Annotated in this window: 11 protein-coding genes; 7 read left to right on the forward strand and 4 right to left on the reverse strand. The window is 65.5% G+C overall.

All coding sequences use genetic code 11. The features are described 5' to 3' along the window. Positions 1-684: 684 nt before the first annotated feature. The 3 genes from CMC5_RS15745 to alaS all read left to right on the forward strand — a co-directional run bounded on the left by CMC5_RS15745 (position 685) and on the right by alaS (position 6,254). Positions 685-2,556 (forward strand): TIGR04551 family protein, encoded by a 1,872-nt coding sequence (locus CMC5_RS15745; RefSeq protein WP_245678458.1) that lies wholly within the window; start codon positions 685-687, stop codon positions 2,554-2,556. Positions 2,557-2,604: 48 nt separating this feature from the next. After that, the gene (locus CMC5_RS15750; protein ID WP_050431204.1) at positions 2,605-3,423 is read left to right on the forward strand and encodes a HEAT repeat domain-containing protein; all 819 of its coding nucleotides are present in this window, start codon (positions 2,605-2,607) and stop codon (positions 3,421-3,423) included. 83 nt (positions 3,424-3,506) lie between these two features. Further along, positions 3,507-6,254: an alanine--tRNA ligase gene (gene alaS / locus CMC5_RS15755; protein WP_050431205.1), complete on the forward strand. Its 2,748-nt coding sequence runs from the start codon at positions 3,507-3,509 to the stop codon at positions 6,252-6,254. Positions 6,255-6,291: 37 nt separating this feature from the next. On the opposite strand, the gene CMC5_RS15760 is transcribed toward alaS, so the two are convergent. Continuing rightward, positions 6,292-6,705 carry a hypothetical protein gene (locus CMC5_RS15760; RefSeq protein ID WP_245678459.1) on the reverse strand — a complete coding sequence of 138 codons (414 nt, stop codon included), beginning with the start codon at positions 6,703-6,705 and terminating at the stop codon, positions 6,292-6,294. Positions 6,706-7,042: 337 nt separating this feature from the next. Between CMC5_RS15760 and CMC5_RS15765 the strand changes: the two genes are divergently transcribed. Then, complete coding sequence (locus CMC5_RS15765; protein ID WP_050431206.1) at positions 7,043-8,917, forward strand: HTH domain-containing protein; 1,875 nt, start codon at positions 7,043-7,045, stop codon at positions 8,915-8,917. 101 nt (positions 8,918-9,018) lie between these two features. Further along, a complete protein-coding gene (locus tag CMC5_RS15770) occupies positions 9,019-9,909 on the forward strand; it encodes a LolA family protein (RefSeq protein WP_050431207.1) in 891 nt (296 codons plus the stop codon). A 120-nt stretch (positions 9,910-10,029) separates the two neighbouring features. On the opposite strand, the gene CMC5_RS15775 is transcribed toward CMC5_RS15770, so the two are convergent. Next, a complete protein-coding gene (locus CMC5_RS15775) occupies positions 10,030-11,169 on the reverse strand; it encodes a CgeB family protein (protein WP_050431208.1) in 1,140 nt (379 codons plus the stop codon). Between the two features lie 587 nt (positions 11,170-11,756). Between CMC5_RS15775 and mazG the strand changes: the two genes are divergently transcribed. Then, positions 11,757-12,641, forward strand: coding sequence for a nucleoside triphosphate pyrophosphohydrolase (mazG, locus tag CMC5_RS15780; RefSeq protein WP_050431209.1), 885 nt, complete (start codon positions 11,757-11,759; stop codon positions 12,639-12,641). A 42-nt stretch (positions 12,642-12,683) separates the two neighbouring features. Next, positions 12,684-13,472, forward strand: coding sequence for an enoyl-CoA hydratase-related protein (locus CMC5_RS15785; RefSeq protein WP_050431210.1), 789 nt, complete (start codon positions 12,684-12,686; stop codon positions 13,470-13,472). Positions 13,473-13,475: 3 nt separating this feature from the next. On the opposite strand, the gene cysK is transcribed toward CMC5_RS15785, so the two are convergent. Together cysK and CMC5_RS15795 are read right to left on the reverse strand one after the other, a co-directional pair. Continuing rightward, complete coding sequence (cysK, locus tag CMC5_RS15790; protein WP_050431211.1) at positions 13,476-14,390, reverse strand: cysteine synthase A; 915 nt, start codon at positions 14,388-14,390, stop codon at positions 13,476-13,478. Further along, positions 14,387-15,217, reverse strand: coding sequence for an endonuclease/exonuclease/phosphatase family protein (locus tag CMC5_RS15795; RefSeq protein ID WP_050431212.1), 831 nt, complete (start codon positions 15,215-15,217; stop codon positions 14,387-14,389). Before CMC5_RS15795 ends, cysK begins: the two co-directional genes overlap by 4 nt. Positions 15,218-15,234 lie beyond the last annotated feature (17 nt).

Below are 15,234 nucleotides of genomic sequence, written 5' to 3' on the forward strand. Positions count from 1 at the left end.
CTGGTCGTCATTTCCAAGGGCTCTCGAAGCCGAATCGATCCGTGTCGCGGCGCTTCGCGGTGGATGAGGATGTAGCGGGCGCATGCGCTCCGTCCGTGTTTGCGATGGTCCGCGCGTCGTCATGTTCGCGTCTGCGCTGGACAGCGAGTCCCGTTCGCGCCTGGTGCCGGTGGGTGGTGTTCTCGTGGCGGGGTGACCACCGGCTCCGCGCCTGAGACGACGTGGGCCCCCGTCCGAGCACCGCCCTGACCCGGGAGCTGTGGGGCCAGCGTCTCCTCGGGTGCCGGGGCCGACGAGGACGGGTAGGCCGAGCGGCGCCTTGACCACACAGGCCGGGCGTGAGACACCGCCCCCCCGATGCGCCTCTCGTCGCGGTTTCCGGGAATGTCGTGCAGATCGAGCCTTCGCGCCCTCGGCTTGGGCCTCGCCTCGGCGCTGTCTCTCGCTGGAATGAGCGCCTCTGCGCAGCCGCGGGCGGCGCAGCCGGCACAACCCACGACGCCGGACCAGCCTGCGCCCGCCCAGACCGCGCCGGGCCAGCCGGCACCTGGGCAACCCGGGGCTGGGCAGCCTGCTCCAGGCGCGGCCGGAGCGGGGCAGCCTCCCGTCAACGGCACAGCGCCTGCGCCCGCGGCGGAGCCGCGCGACGTGGCGGAACCCGGAACTGAGGACGAGGAGCCCTTGATGCCCTCGCAACCTGCCGCCCCCAGGGGACAGCAGGTGCCATCCGCCGTCGCGACGGCTCCCGCTGCCCCGTCCCCTGCTCGAGCCACCCGCCAGGGCGGGTCAGGCGAGGTCGGCGCGAGCCCCAGCGAGGTCTATGCGGAGGACTGGTGGTCTCACGCGCGCCCGACCTTCGAGATCCACGGTCTCTTTCGTGTCAGGGCCGAGCTCTTTCACAAGTTCGCGCTGGGCAGGCGCGCGCCTCCTGGCTCTGCGCTCCTCTGGGAACAGCCGCCCGACAACAGCTACGTCGATCTGAACGGCATCCCGCATCCGGTCCGCCTGTGCGGGGATGATCCGGTCAACCCGGTGCCGTGCGAGAACAACACCAACTCGGGCGCCAACATGCGCTTCCGGCTCAACCCGGAGCTGCACATCAGCGACAACATTCGTGTTCTGTCGCAGATCGACCTGCTCGACAACATGGTCCTCGGTTCCACACCCGAGGGGTATGCGAACCGCCCTGCCGGCGCGGGCTACCAGGTCGTCGCCCGCGGAGGCTACGCGCCCGCAGGGGGATTCGCGAACACGCAGTGGGCCCCTGTCTCGGGCGTCAACTCGACGACCGACTCGGTGATGGTGAAGCGGATCTGGGGCGAGTACCTCACCCCCATCGGTCTCCTGCGGTTTGGCCGCATGCCCCAGCACTGGGGTCTCGGCATGCTCTGGAACAGCGGCGATGGCTTCGACTCGGACTGGCAGACCACCGTCGACCGGGTGATGCTCGTCACCGGCATCAAGAAGTACGACATCTACTTCTCTGCCGCCTGGGACTACATGAACGAGGGCGCGATCAGCTCGTCGCTCTACGAACAACAAGGGCAGCCCTACGATCTGTCGTCGGCCGACGATGTGAACCAGTACGTCCTCACCGCGGTGCGTCGGAAGAACCCCGAGCTTCAGAAGCTGGAGCTGGCGCGTGGGAACGTGGTGGTGAACGGCGGCGTCCACTTCACCTACCGCAGCCAGCAGCTCGCCAACGACGTCAGCTCCACGCCCGATCCGACGGCAGGCGCGTCCCTCGGCCAGAGCGCGACGGGCTTGCGGCAAGGCTTCAGCCGCCGTGGTCTGGAGATGTACATCCCCGATCTGTGGTTCCAGCTCCTGTACAAGAAGTTCCGCTTCGAGGTGGAAGCCGCGGCGATCCTGGGCTCGATGGAGAACACCGCCGTCTCGGGGTCGGACTACGAGAACCTGCTGGTGCAGGACAAAAATGGCTGGGGAATCCGTCAGTTCGGTGTGACGACGCAAGCCGAGCTGCGCGCCTTTGAGGACAAACTCCGGGTTCAGTTCAACTTCGGTTACGCCAGCGGGGACGGGGACGTGGGGAGCCTGTCCCCTGGACGAGGGCAGGGCATCCAGCCACAGCTCACCTCGGATCGGACCTACTCCACCTTCCGCTTCCACCCGGACTACCGCGTCGACCTGATCCTCTGGCGTAACATCCTCTCTCGGGTCCAGGGCGCCTACTACTTCAGGCCCTCGGTCGAGTACGATTTCGCGCGGGACAAGAACGGCCAGCGGCTCGGTGGCGGCGCGGCTGCGATCTGGAGCCGCGCGGCGGAGTTCGTCCAGGCCCCGGGCCACGCCCGGGATCTCGGCATCGAGCTGAACGCCACGCTCTACTATCAGGCCCGTGATGGCGCGCTCAACGATGACCCCAACCGGATGGGTGGGTTCTACACGATGATGCAGTATGGCGTGATGTTTCCTCTGGGAGGACTCGGCTACCTGCCCGGGCAGGAGCTGAACTACCAGCGCACCACGGGCTCGGCGGATCTCGATACGGCGACGGCGCAGACGGTGCGCTGGTATCTTGGTATCCTCTTCTGAGGTTTGCGCCCGGCTGTCCTGCTGCCGGTGCCTGGCGAGGGACAGCCGATGCTACGACACCGCCTGATCGTCATTGCATGCGTCGCGTCGTTGCTCGGCTCGGCGTCGTCTTCAATCGCGCAGGATGAGGCCTTGGCGCTCAAGGACCTCGCGACCGACACGGACGCTCGCGTTCGGGTCGCGGCTGCGCTCGCCCTTGGGAAGACGAAGAATCCCGCCGGCCGCGCTGCACTGGAGAGCGCCCTCAAAGACGGCAATGCCTCGGTCCGGGTTGCGGCTGCGGCTGCGCTGGGCACGCGCGGGGAGACCTCCTCGCTGCCCGCGCTTCGTGCGGCTCTGCAGAAGGAGGAGGTCGTCAATGTTCGGTCGCAGCTCGATGCGGCCATTCTGCGCCTCTCCAGCAAGGCTCCGGTGCGGTTTCTGGTCTCGCTCGGCAAGCTCGACAACCGCTCCAGCGTCAAGGATGGGCGCGTGATCAACGTGCTCCGCGAGGAGACGCGCGCCAAGGCCGCCCTCATTCCGGGTGTCGAGCTGCTGGCCGAAGGGGTGGACGCGGCGGAGGTCGGCCAGGCGCGCAAGCTGCCTGCTTTCACGCTCGATGGGGCAGTCACTCATCTCGCCAAAGGACAGGCTGGAGGCGACTTCTCCTACGCAGCGCAGGTCGAGTTCCTCATCCGGAAGCAACCGGAGCAGGCACTCAAAGGCTCCTTGGCTGGATCGGCCCGGGCGCTTGCCGAAGCCCGGTCGGTTCGCGGGCCTGCCCAGATCGACCAGCTCCAGCGGGATGCGGTGTCTGGGGCAATCGAGAGCGCCCTGCGTGGAGCGACCACAGCGCTGGAGTCGGCTGCCGGTCTGGGCAAGCGGTAGGCGTCAGCGACCCAGAGCGGCCGTGAATCGAGGCAGCCCCGGGTTCTTCGCGGTCCAGGGACGTGCTAGATCGCCATGCCTTTATGTCGCCCTCTCAGTCTGCCGTTTCCTCCCAGGTCCGCCGAACTTTCTTGGATTTCTTCGCCCAGCGAGGCCACGAGGTCGTGGCGAGCGCGCCGCTGGTTCCGCAGAACGATCCCACCCTGATGTTCGTGAACGCGGGGATGGTGCAGTTCAAAGACGTCTTCACGGGCAAGGAGAAGCGCCCCTACACCCGCGCTGCTTCGAGTCAGAAGTGCATTCGCATCAGCGGGAAGCACAACGATCTGGAGAACGTCGGCGTGACCGCGAGGCACCAGACCTTCTTCGAGATGCTGGGGAACTTCAGCTTCGGCGATTACTTCAAGGAAGAGGCCATCGTCTATGCCTGGGAGCTGCTCACCAAGGTTTACGGTGTCCCCGCATCACGCCTGATCGTCACCGTTTACAATGGCGAGGGAGGCTTTCCAGCGGACGAAGAAGCGGCTGCGATCTGGCGCAAGGTGACGGGCTTCGGCGACGATCGGATCCAGCGCCTGGGCCTGGCGGACAACTTCTGGACCATGGGTGACACCGGGCCTTGTGGTCCCTGCTCCGAGATCCACTTCTTCCACGGTAACGAGCCGGATCTCTCGCGCTTTGGCGAGGAGCCTCGCATCGACGGGAGCGGGTGGACGGAGATCTGGAACAACGTCTTCATGCAATACGACCGGGCCGAGAAGGATGGACCGGTCACGCCTCTGCCGGCGGCGAGTGTCGACACGGGCATGGGCCTGGAGCGCATCGCCAGCGTGCTGCAAGGGGTCACGTCGAACTACGACACGGACCTGCTGCGAGGGCTCGTGGACAGGGCGGCCCAGCTGAGCGGCAAGCGCTACACCGGCTCGACGGGAGCCGACGATGTGTCGATGCGCGTCATCGCCGATCACGCTCGTACGACGGCCTTCCTCATCGCCGAAGGGGTGATGCCCGAGAAGCAGAAGCGCGAGTACGTCCTGCGCCGGGTGATGCGTCGGGCCATCCGCCACGGTCACCGCCTCGGCATCGAGAAGCCGTTTCTGCACGAAGTGGCGCTCGATGTCGTGCGTCTGATGGGCGACGTGTACCCCGAACTCAACGAGCGGCGAGAGCTCATCGCGCGCGTCACGGAGGACGAGGAGGTCCGGTTCCGCGCCACCCTCAAGCGCGGCATGAAGATCCTCGAGGAACGCTTCGGCGCGATGCAGAGCACGGATGCGCGCGTCCTGCCTGCAGAGGCAGCGGCTGATCTGTACACCACCTACGGTTTTCCTCTGGATCTGACCCAGGTCATCTGTGCGGAGCAGAAGTTCGAGGTCGACGTTGCAGGGGCCGAGGCGATCATTCGGGGTGCGGAGGAGACCGACGGGCCGATCAATCCAGAGGCCGCCCTCGATCCTGCCTTCCGCGAAGCGCGCGGTCGATTGCAGGAACCCGTCACCTTCACGGGGTACGATGCCGAGGAGGGGGACAGCGAGGTCGTGGCCCTCATTCGCGTGGATACGGAGGGGAGCGGCGAAAAAGCGCGTCGGCGGCGCGTGCTCGTGGACCGCGCAGAGGCTGGGACGCACGTCGAGGTCGTGGTGGCGAGCACGCCGTTCTACGCCGAGAGTGGCGGGCAGGTGGGCGATATCGGCACCATCACCGCGAGCGGGCTGCTCGTCGAGGTAAAGGATGCGCAGAAGCCGCTCACCGGCCTCACCGTGCATGATGGTGTCGTCTCGCAGGGGAGCATCGAGGTGGGGCAGCGCGTGCACCTCGAAGTGAACCATGCTGCTCGGTCCGCGACCCGGCGCAATCACTCTGCGACCCATGTCTTGCACTGGGCGCTGCGCAAGGTGCTCGGTGAGCACGCTCAGCAGAAAGGCTCGCGCGTCGGGCCGGACATCCTGCGGTTCGACTTCGCCCACAACAAGCCGCTCACGCGGGAGGAGGCCGAGAAGATCGAGGACCTCGTGAACGCGAAGCTGCTCTCCAACGCGTCTGTACAGACGGACGTGCTCTCGATGGATGAAGCGAAGAAGCGCGGTGCGATGGCGATCTTCGAGGAGAAGTACGGGGACACCGTGAGGATGTTGTCGATGACGCCGGAGGTGGTCGAGCTGTGTGGAGGGACCCACGCGAGCGCGCTCGGCGATATCGGATTCTTCAAGATCACGGGGGAGGGGGGGGTTGCTGCGGGCGTGCGGCGCCTCTTCGCCGCAACAGGCCTGAACGCATTGAGCTATGTGCGCAGCCTCGAGAACGACATGGGGCGTGCGCGTCAGGCGGCTCGCGCGCAGGGGGGAGATCTCGCAGAGAAGATCGGAAAGCTGGTCGCGCACGAGCGTGAGCTCGAGAAGAAGATCGCTGAACTGGAGCGCAGGCTGGCAGAAGGGGGAGGCCCCGGTCAGGGAAGTGGGGGTGGCCTGGAGGCGTTCCTCGAAGGGGCTCGCGAGGTCGGGGGGGTCAAGGTGCTCGCCCGACGGCTCGCTGACGGAACCAGCGCCGCGGCGTTGCGCGAGATCGCCGAGAAACTGCGTGACAAGCTGGGAGACCGCGCCGCCGTGCTCCTGGGCTCCGTCGTGGGCGACAAGGTGCAGCTGGCCCTGATGGTGTCCAAAGCTGCCACCGAGCGGCTGAAAGCGGGTGATCTCATTCGACCGATCGCGAAGGTGGTCGGTGGTTCGGGAGGGGGTCGTCCCGACATGGCGCAGGCCGGTGGTACCGAGATCGGGAAGATCGACGCAGCCATCGAGGCTGCCTATGTGGAGTTCGAGAAGAAGCTGGGCTGACACGCTCCTGGCGTCATGTAGCAGGAGCGACCGCTCCTCACTCCTCCCGGTCTGGTCTCTCGGAGGCCTCTGCTTCGAACCGCTCCCCTGGCTCGTCGCGCAGCCGCGCCCGCACGGGGGGGAGCGGTCTGGCTTCTCGGGCTGTCGGTGTGACCTGCGTCGCCATGGCCCCGGAGAGCGAGGCGTGGGCGCCGATGGTCGCGCGCACGATGGGCGGCAGGTAGAGCGCGTCCAGGTCGATCCGCGAGAGCGCAGCGGCCACGGTCGCGATCCGGTCGGGCAGCGCAGCGCATGCGTCCACGAGGATCACCCGACGGCCCCGGACGGTACAGAGGCCGCCGCGTGGTCGGCGCGCGTCCGACAGGTTCGGATCGAAATGCTCCATCCGGACCTCGATGCCCGTCCGAGCAGCAGTCCGGGTGAGCTCGTCGAGCAGTCGCGAGAGCTCCACGCAATGAGGGTATCGTCCTCGAGACGGGAATGGGGCCCGTTTCTCTAGGTTTCCATGGTGGTGCAGCAGCTCATCAGGTCGACATTGCGGGGACGTTCCCGGATCTGGCGGGCGAAAGCAACCAAGGTTGACGTAGCCAGGAGGCCATGTTACGAGCCGGCATAGGTCCGCGCGCTTAGGCCGAGTGGGAGCGACTGTGCGCTTCCCGGCCGCGGCGGGGAAATCCCGCGAGCTTCGTACTGGGGCTGGGCCATTGCCATCAGCCACGGGCGGGGTGGTCGCGCGGGGGGCACCGAGCAGCGCGCCGCGATGCGGTGCGCTCAAGGGACGAACAACGATGACATTCACGGATGCAGCCGCCGAGGTCCTGCGCCTCGTCGGGAGACCGCTTCATTACAAAGAGATCACGGACATCGCGATCGAGAAAAACCTGCTGAGCCATGTCGGCAAGAGCCCCGAAGTCACGATGGGCGCACGGCTGGCGGCGATGCTCAAGAAGGACTCTCCGGAGAATCCCCTGGTTCGTGTGAAGCCAGGCGTGTTCGCGCTGCGCGAGTGGGACGAGAGGACCATCCGTGCCGGGCTCGACAAGAAGGGGAAGCGGCCAGCCAAGGCGGAAGAGGTGGTCAAGCCGGCGCCCGAGGTCGAGAGCGACGCCGAGGCGGAGCTCGGCGTGGAGGCCGAGGCCGACGGCGAATTCGAGGAGCCTGGAGAGGCCGAGGAGTCCGTCGGGCTCGTGGAAGCGGAGGACGGCCAGCCCGAACTCCCGCCGAGTGAGGACGACAGCGAGCTGCTCGAGGCATCCACGGAGGTGGAGGTCTCGATCGACGCTGCTGCCACGGACGAAGAGGACGAGGAGCGTCCTTCCTCGGAACACAGTGCACAGCACCGTGCCGTCGTGATCCCGCCCGCGTCTCCGTCGCGCTCTACGCTCCAGTTCGTGGAGGAGGAGGAGGACGCAGAGCCGGCTGGGCCTGATGACGTGATGCGCGCGGAGGCGGTGGCAGGAGCCGCGGAGATTTTCGACGAAGAGGATGACGACGATCAGCCGATCCTTGGAGGGGACGACAGGAGCCTGTCGGCTGCCGATCAAGGAGAGGGGCGTCGTCGCCGTCGTCGTCGTCGTCGCGGCCGCAGCGGCCCGGAGACGGGCGCGCCTGGCAACGGAGGCTTGCCCACCTACACGGCGACTCCTGTCGAAGGGCGCAGCAGTGAGGGGCGAGGTGCCGAAGGGCGCAGCAGTGAGGGGCGAGGTGCCGAAGGGCGCAGCAGTGAGGGGCGAGGGTTCGAAGGACGTAGCTTCGAGGGGCGGGGCTTCGAGGGGCGGAACGGTGGGCGTGAGCCGGCTGTCACCACCGAGCCGGCGTTTCGTCCTCAAATCATCGAGTTCACGGGCGGCGAAGGATACGCGCTCGACGATCTGGGAGGTCGTGACCTGGCCGATGCGGTAGCGTCGTTGCTGGCGACCTTCGATCGCAACGCTGGACCCGTCTCGTTGCGGCAGATTGCAGAGACCGCGCAGCGGCGTGGCAAGCTCCAGGGTGACCCTCAGCTCGTCCAGTCGCAGGTCGCCGCCGCGATGCGTGCCGACAATGCTCGCCGCACAGCGGCCGGCCAGCGAGCGCGTTTCAGGTTCACTGGGGGGCGGGTCGCGCTGACCGACTGGCAGCTGTCTGGTGAGCTCGTCCGTCTCGAGCAGGAGGCGTTGCAAGCCGTGGAGCGCTATCGGGACGCCGCCCGGCGTCTCTTCGCCCGCAAGCTTGCCGAGCTGCCCGGTCATGCGTTCGTGGAGCTGTGCCTGCTGGCGCTCGAGCGGGTGGGGATGACGCAGATCCGCGCGGTACGTCGCGCAGGGACATCGGGAGCCGAGGCGCACTTCACGGGCGTGCTTCGCCCTATCGGCGGCGAAGAGATGCGGGTCGCCCTGGTCATTCGACGTGATGGTCGCGAGATTGGTCGCGAGCGTGTGACCGAGCTCCGAGGAGGCCTGCACCACTACGGCCCTGCTGTTGCGGGTTGGCTCCTGACGGCGGGTCAGACGCTCTCGGGAGCGCGTGAAGAGGCTGGTGCAGCGGGCGCTGCGCCGATCTCGCTCTACGATGGCGCCTCTCTCGCGCGTCTGTGCGAGGAGAATGACGTGGCCGTGCTGCGTGCTCGGCTGCCGATCGCGATCCCCGACGTGGATCTGCTCGACGCGCTGCGAGCATCCTGACCCACTCGAACTGCTTGGATCGGGGCGTCGACGTCTCGTACGTCGCAGCCCCGGTCTTCGCAGATTGACGTCACGGAGGATCCTTGTCAGCGTCCTCCATCATGCGTGAACGCGCGACCCTTTGCGCTGTGCTCACGAGCGCCGCGTTCCTGACCGGCTGTCCCAGCGTCAGTCCACCCCGCTCGCAGTTTCCCACGGGAGAGGCCGCTCTCGACCGGATGAAGGAGACGTACTCCTGCGTCAATGGGGTGCAAGGGACCGCGAAAATCGACCACTTCTCGAGCAAGGGGCGAATTCGCGGTGACGTCTACATCCTCGCCGTCAATCCCGATCGGGTCCGTTTCGACATCGTCAGCCCGTTCGGCGCCAATCTCTATACCCTCACCTCCAATGGCTCGACGTTCGAGATGCTCGACGTCAAGGAGAAGCAGTTTCTCTACGGTCCGGCCAGCGCGTGCAACCTCGCCCGCATGACGCAGGTGCCCATTCCGGGGCATGCGCTGACTTCATTGCTCCGTGGTGAGGCCCCTGTCCTCGCTCATTCTCCCGAGAATGCGTCGATCCGCTGGGATGAGGGCGGCTTCTATCACGTCGACGTGAAGGGCTCCCGGGACGCCACGGAGGAGATTCACCTGGGCGTTCACCCCGACGATTTCGACAAGCCGTGGGAGGCGCAGCGGATTCGGGTGCTCGACGTCAGCGTGGAGCAGCGCGGAACGGTGCTCTACCATGCAGAGCTGAGCAATCATGAACCGATCGAGACGTCCAAACCTCGAGAGGATCCCGATGGAATCGACGAGCCGATTCCGCCCATCGGTGGCGTCTGTCGAGCCGAAGTCCCTCGATCCATCCGGATGCGTGTCCCGCATACGGAGGATGACGTGATCTTTCAGTACAAAGAGGCAAAGTGGAACCCCCCTGTGATGCAAGGGAGCTTCCGGCAGCCTGTTCCTGGCGGGGTTCTTCGGCGCTTCGTCGAATGTCGAGATTGATGGCCGGCGCCCGCTACGGCGGCAGGATGCCCGAGTGATGGCCAGTGTGAGGAGTCATCACGGCCACCGATGTCGGAGGCTGACTGCTTCTCTTCATGGCCGACGCGGTGCCATGGGCCCTCAGGGCTCGGAGCAGACAGTCTGCGGGGCGCTGGCTCCGAGTTTCATGCGCGCCCTGCTGCTCTCGTCCAGCACTTCGAGGGTGTAGCGCTCGAGAGCTTCCGCTCGATGAGCCGATGTGTGCTCCGCGAAAACTCGTTGTCGGGCGCGCTGGGCAAGCGCGAGGCGTTCCGAATCGAACGTTTCCCGGAGACGGCGCACCACGTCGTCCGTCGAGCGCACGAGGAGGATCTCACGGCCTGGCTGAAAGAACGACTCGAGTCCCGGCCACGGATCCGTCAGGATCGGCGTCCCGCATGCTGCTGCCTCGAATAGCCGGACGCTGGGGGACCAGCCGGTCTCCACCATGTCGCAGCGTGTGACGTTCAGCGTGAATCGCTGCGCATTGTAGAAGCTGCGGTGCTCAGGCGGTGGCAGATGCTCGATGCGGTGCACGTTTTCGGGCCAGGCGATGGTGGGCGGATATTGCGTTCCTGCGACGGCGAATCGGCCCCTGCGGAAGCGGCGAGCTGATTCCAGCAATAGTCTGTCGAGAACCGGCTGGCGATCGTCCACGTATGTACCCAGATAGCCCAGATCCCAGCGGCTGTCCGAGGGTTCGGGATGGTACACCTCCGGATCGACGCTGCAATACAAGGGCCGTGCTCTAGGTGCACCGTATTTGCGCTCGAGCAATGACAAGGTCGGGCCGCCCGTGAAGGAAAGATAGAGAGCATAACGATTGATGAGCCGAGGGGTCAGGTAGCGATGATCGCCGAGCGCCAGCTTCCGTAGCGTGACCGGCGTATCGAGATCATAGAAAGCGACTTTTCCTCGAGCTTCGTCGAGCACCCAGCTTCCGATGTCCGCTCCGTCGGCCATCGATGAGCCGATCACCACGAGGTCTGCCTCTTTTATCGCTCCGACAAACCGATCTCGTAGCTCTTCGGTGCTCTTGTACAGTGCGACTTCCGCGTAGGGGGGTCGTGGAAGATCCCGATGTCGTTCGTGAGAAGGCAGATCGCGTTCCAGGAAAAGCAGGCTGTGTCCTCGAGCATGCAGCGCCCGAAGGAGCGCTCGATAGGTCGTTGCATGTCCGGTTCCCCAGGAAGACGTGATTGAGAGACCCAGGAAGACGTAGCGAAGGCTCGGTATACTCATGGTCTCGCAGCGTCGAAGGTTGATATTTCCGGGATGGACACGGACACTTGCTCCACCGAAATGGGAAGGCTCGGCGCTCCGGAAGGGAGGGGAGCTGGAGGATTCGAAGCAGACGAATCCATATGTCGCCAGCCTATGGGGGACGCGATCGCAGTCTCGCTTGCCACGAGCGCTCCGTTGCGCCAGTCCGTCATCCCACCGAGCGAATGTCGATGCCGCACGATTAACACGGCGATCGATGACGCGCAATCGATGCGAGGGAGGACCGACCCATGGACCGCACTTCGTCCGGGAGATGGGTACAGGAGCGCCCTACGTGATTCAGGGAGCGTGCCTCGCCATGTTTTCGAATTCGACATTCGCGCGGGCCGAAATGATCATAAGTTCACTGCAGACGCCTGAGCGTCGTTAGGTCACCCATTGATGTAGCACCAATGGTAACTTCGGAAGAGGATGGGTAATGCACTCGGTGACGGCGCTGTCTCGTGAGCTGCGCACGATCTGGACGGGCAAATGCCAATCTTTCTTCCGTCGCTAGCGGTCGGGTGTCTCCCCAATCGCGCCGCTTCACAGTATGTCTTCGGGCGATGGATCGCTCCTTCCCGCCTGTCACCCCGCCTCCGCTCGCCTCGCAGTCGGGCACGTCGTTTCCCCGGCTCGTCCAGTTGATGCAACGCCTCCTGGCACCGGATGGCTGTCCCTGGGATCGTCAGCAGAATATCGGAACACTGCGGCGTTATGTCATCGAGGAAGCCTGCGAAGTGGCCGATGCCATCGATGGCGGGGATCGGGGAGAGCTCTGTACGGAGCTCGGAGATCTACTCTTCCAGGTGGTATTTCAGGCGGAGCTTGCTCGGGTCGAGGGCGTATTTGGTCCCGACGACGTGATCGCTGCCATCTGCGACAAACTCGTGCGTCGGCATCCTCACGTGTTTGCAGGCAATGCCGTGCAGGACGCCGAGGAGGCGCTGCGTACCTGGGAGAAGATCAAGGCGACAGAGCGCGCCCGAGCGCGGAAGGGGGAAGGGCTTCTGTCCAGCGTGCCGCGCAGCCTCCCCGCCCTGATGAGGGCGCAGCGGATTGGTGAGAAGGTGGCGCGGGTGGGCTTTGACTGGCCGGACATGCGGGGGTCGCGCTCGAAGGTCGCGGAGGAGCTGGGGGAGCTGGATGAAGCGCTCGCTCAGGGCGATGTGGATGCCATCGAGGCGGAACTGGGGGATCTGTTCTTTGCGTTGGTGAACCTCGCGCGGCACGCAGGTGTCGACGCAGAAGGCGCTCTGGTCCGGACCATCAACAAATTCACACGACGGTTCGAGCACGTCGAGAAGCAGGTCACCGCCAAGCACGGAGCGTGGCCTCCACTCTCGGGTGAGCCGCTCTCTCTCGCAGAGCTCGATGGTTACTGGGAGGACGCGAAGCTCATCGAGGATGAAAAGAGCGATCTTGCCAGGAGGGATGTCGACGGGACTTGAGCAAGCGCCTCGCTTGGTCTTTTCTGCCTCCAGGAGAACCCCATGTCGGAAGATGTTTTGATCGTCTCCCGCGACGGCGCCGTCGCGACGCTCACCATGAACCGTCCCCGCGCCAAGAACGCCTTGAACAAGGCGCTGCTGGAGGCGCTCGCCGCTGGGCTCCGCTCCGTCGCCGAAGATCCCGCTGTTCGCGCGATCGTGCTGACCGGCGCAGGCGGAGCGTTCTGCGCGGGTGCGGACCTCAAGGCCGCATTTTCCGAGAACCCGAACTTCGTCGATCAGCTCGATGCGACGCTCGATGTCTACCACAGCTTGATCCGGACCATCGCTGCAGCACCCAAGCCCGTCGTGGCCGCCGTCGACGGTCCGGCGGTGGGGTTCGGCTGCGATCTCGCGCTGGCATGCGATCTACGTATTGCTTCCAATGAGGCCTATTTTCAGGAGAAGTTCGTGAAGATCGGCCTCATGCCGGACGGGGGTGGGACGTTCTGGTTGCCCCGGCTCGTGGGACTCGCGCGGGCCATGGAGATCATGATGCTCGGTGAAGCCATCCCGGCGGCCCGGGCGCTGGAGTTCGGTCTCGTCAACCGCGTGGTGGCTCCTTCGGAGCTCTCCGCCTCGGCGCATGTCCTCGCTCAGTCCCTCGCGAGCGGTCCGCCCCTCGCCCTTGCCGGGATGAAGCGCGCCACGCGCGAGGCCCTCGGGGGAGGACTCGAGTCGGCGCTGGCTGCTGAGAAGCAGGGGCAGCTCGCATGCCTTCGCTCCAATGACTGTCTGGAGGGAGTCGCTGCATGGATGCAGAAGCGTGACCCCGAGTTCCAGGGGCGGTGAGCTTCAGAGGAGATAGCGCTCCCCTGTGTCGCACAAGATGGTCACGACGGCTCCACGGGTAGCCCTGGCGACCTCCACTGCCGCATGGACATTGGCGCCGGCGCTCGGCCCAACGAGGAGGGCTTCTTCCCGAGCGAGACGTCGTGCCATCCGTTGTGCCGAGATGTCCTTCACCGTGATGATCTCATCGATGAGCTCGCGGTCGAGGATCGCGGGGACGAACCCAGCTCCCAGCCCCTGGATGGTGTGGGGCCCAGCTCGTCCTCCCGAGAGCACCGGGCTCTGCGCTGGTTCGACGGCATAGATTCGTACCTTGGGGCCGAGTCGCTCGCGCAGCACCCTTCCGACTCCTGTCAGGGTTCCGCCGGTCCCCACGCCGGCGACGAAGGCACCGATGTCCTCCCCCAGTTGCTCGATGAGCTCCGCGCCTGTGCTCGCGGCGTGGGCCTCCGGATTGGCCGGATTCTCGAACTGCCGGCTCATCCATGCTCCTTTCGTCCGGGCGACGAGCTCGAGTGCACGCGCAACGGCGCCCTGCATCCCGTCACCTTCCGGAGTGAGTACGAGCTCTGCCCCATAGGCACGGAGAATGTGCCGGCGCTGGTTGCTCATGTCCCTGGGCATGACCACCACACAACGGTAGCCACGCAATGCCGCGATCATCGCCAGGCTGATGCCCGTATTGCCGCTCGTCGCCTCGACGATCGTCGCTCCAGGCGTCAGATGGCCGGCGCGCTCGGCATCCAGGATCATCCCGAGTGCGGCCCGATCTTTGACGCTCCCGCCAGGGTTCATGGCTTCGAGTTTTCCGAAGAGCGTTCCAGCCTCTGGAGGGCAGACTCTGCTGAGGCGGACGAGCGGGGTCCCGCCGATGAGGTCGAGTGCGCTGGAGACGACAGGCCCACTCCGGGAGCTCATACGGTCAGCTCTGCGTAAACGCCGAAATGATCAGATGCTGCCATGCTGGCCGAGACGTCCTGGAAGACGAGGCGTGCAGTGAGCGCCTTGCCACGTCCCGCCCGATCGGGTCCCCGTACGAGGATATAGTCGATGCGTCGCGGGTGTTCCCGATGACCCGCAGCGAAAGGATTCCGGGCCGGATCGTAGGTGTGGCCAGGGCCGTCTCCAGTGATCTCGAACACGTCGGAGAAGAACGTGCTTCGACCACCGAGCGCATGCAACCCCTTGAGGTAACGCACCTCGGTCGAGTCGGGCTGCGCATTCAGATCTCCCACGAGGATGGGCGGAAAGCCCGGGGGAAGGTCTGACGGATCGGCAATCGTCGGAGCATCGATCGGTCCCTCGCGATGAATGACCTCCGAGATGGCCACGACCTGCCTCTCCCGGATCGCTCCGTGGTGGAACTTCCAGTTCAGGTGAGTGACGAACATGGGGATGCGCCCTGCCGGAGCGTCGACTTCTGCAAGCAAGAGCGAGCGAGGTTCATCGTGCTCGTTGGTAGGAAGTGGATAAGTTTCCTGCCGAACGATGGGCCATCGCGATAGAACGGCATTACCGAAATCGTCCCCGTCCGGCAGCGTCTGGGCTCTACCGAATGCGACAGCGTAGCCGAGGCCTGCGGCGATCTCATGAGCCTGTGAGCCGTCGGGGTGCGAGATGACCTCCTGAAGGCCTACCAGATCCGGATTGAGCGTCTGGAGTTCGGCTCGGATCAACCGGAGGCGCTCCGTCCACGGGCCTCGACGACTCCAGATATTGAGGGTGACGACGCGAAGCCGATCCATGGAACTCGGCTACGCCA

It is taken from the genome of Chondromyces crocatus (assembly GCF_001189295.1).
Classification (GTDB): domain Bacteria; phylum Myxococcota_A; class Polyangia; order Polyangiales; family Polyangiaceae; genus Chondromyces; species Chondromyces crocatus.

What these genes read in the sequence shown, in the direction of transcription:
- CMC5_RS15745 (WP_245678458.1), top strand. Translation starts at nt 685, where the DNA reads ATGCCCTCGCAACCTGCCGCCCCCAGGGGACAGCAGGTGCCATCCGCC.
- CMC5_RS15750 (WP_050431204.1), top strand. Translation starts at nt 2,605, where the DNA reads ATGCTACGACACCGCCTGATCGTCATTGCATGCGTCGCGTCGTTGCTC.
- alaS (WP_050431205.1), top strand. Translation starts at nt 3,507, where the DNA reads ATGTCGCCCTCTCAGTCTGCCGTTTCCTCCCAGGTCCGCCGAACTTTC.
- CMC5_RS15765 (WP_050431206.1), top strand. Translation starts at nt 7,043, where the DNA reads ATGACATTCACGGATGCAGCCGCCGAGGTCCTGCGCCTCGTCGGGAGA.
- CMC5_RS15770 (WP_050431207.1), top strand. Translation starts at nt 9,019, where the DNA reads ATGCGTGAACGCGCGACCCTTTGCGCTGTGCTCACGAGCGCCGCGTTC.
- CMC5_RS15775 (WP_050431208.1), bottom strand. Translation starts at nt 11,169, where the DNA reads ATGAGTATACCGAGCCTTCGCTACGTCTTCCTGGGTCTCTCAATCACG.
- mazG (WP_050431209.1), top strand. Translation starts at nt 11,757, where the DNA reads ATGGATCGCTCCTTCCCGCCTGTCACCCCGCCTCCGCTCGCCTCGCAG.
- CMC5_RS15785 (WP_050431210.1), top strand. Translation starts at nt 12,684, where the DNA reads ATGTCGGAAGATGTTTTGATCGTCTCCCGCGACGGCGCCGTCGCGACG.
- cysK (WP_050431211.1), bottom strand. Translation starts at nt 14,390, where the DNA reads ATGAGCTCCCGGAGTGGGCCTGTCGTCTCCAGCGCACTCGACCTCATC.
- CMC5_RS15795 (WP_050431212.1), bottom strand. Translation starts at nt 15,217, where the DNA reads ATGGATCGGCTTCGCGTCGTCACCCTCAATATCTGGAGTCGTCGAGGC.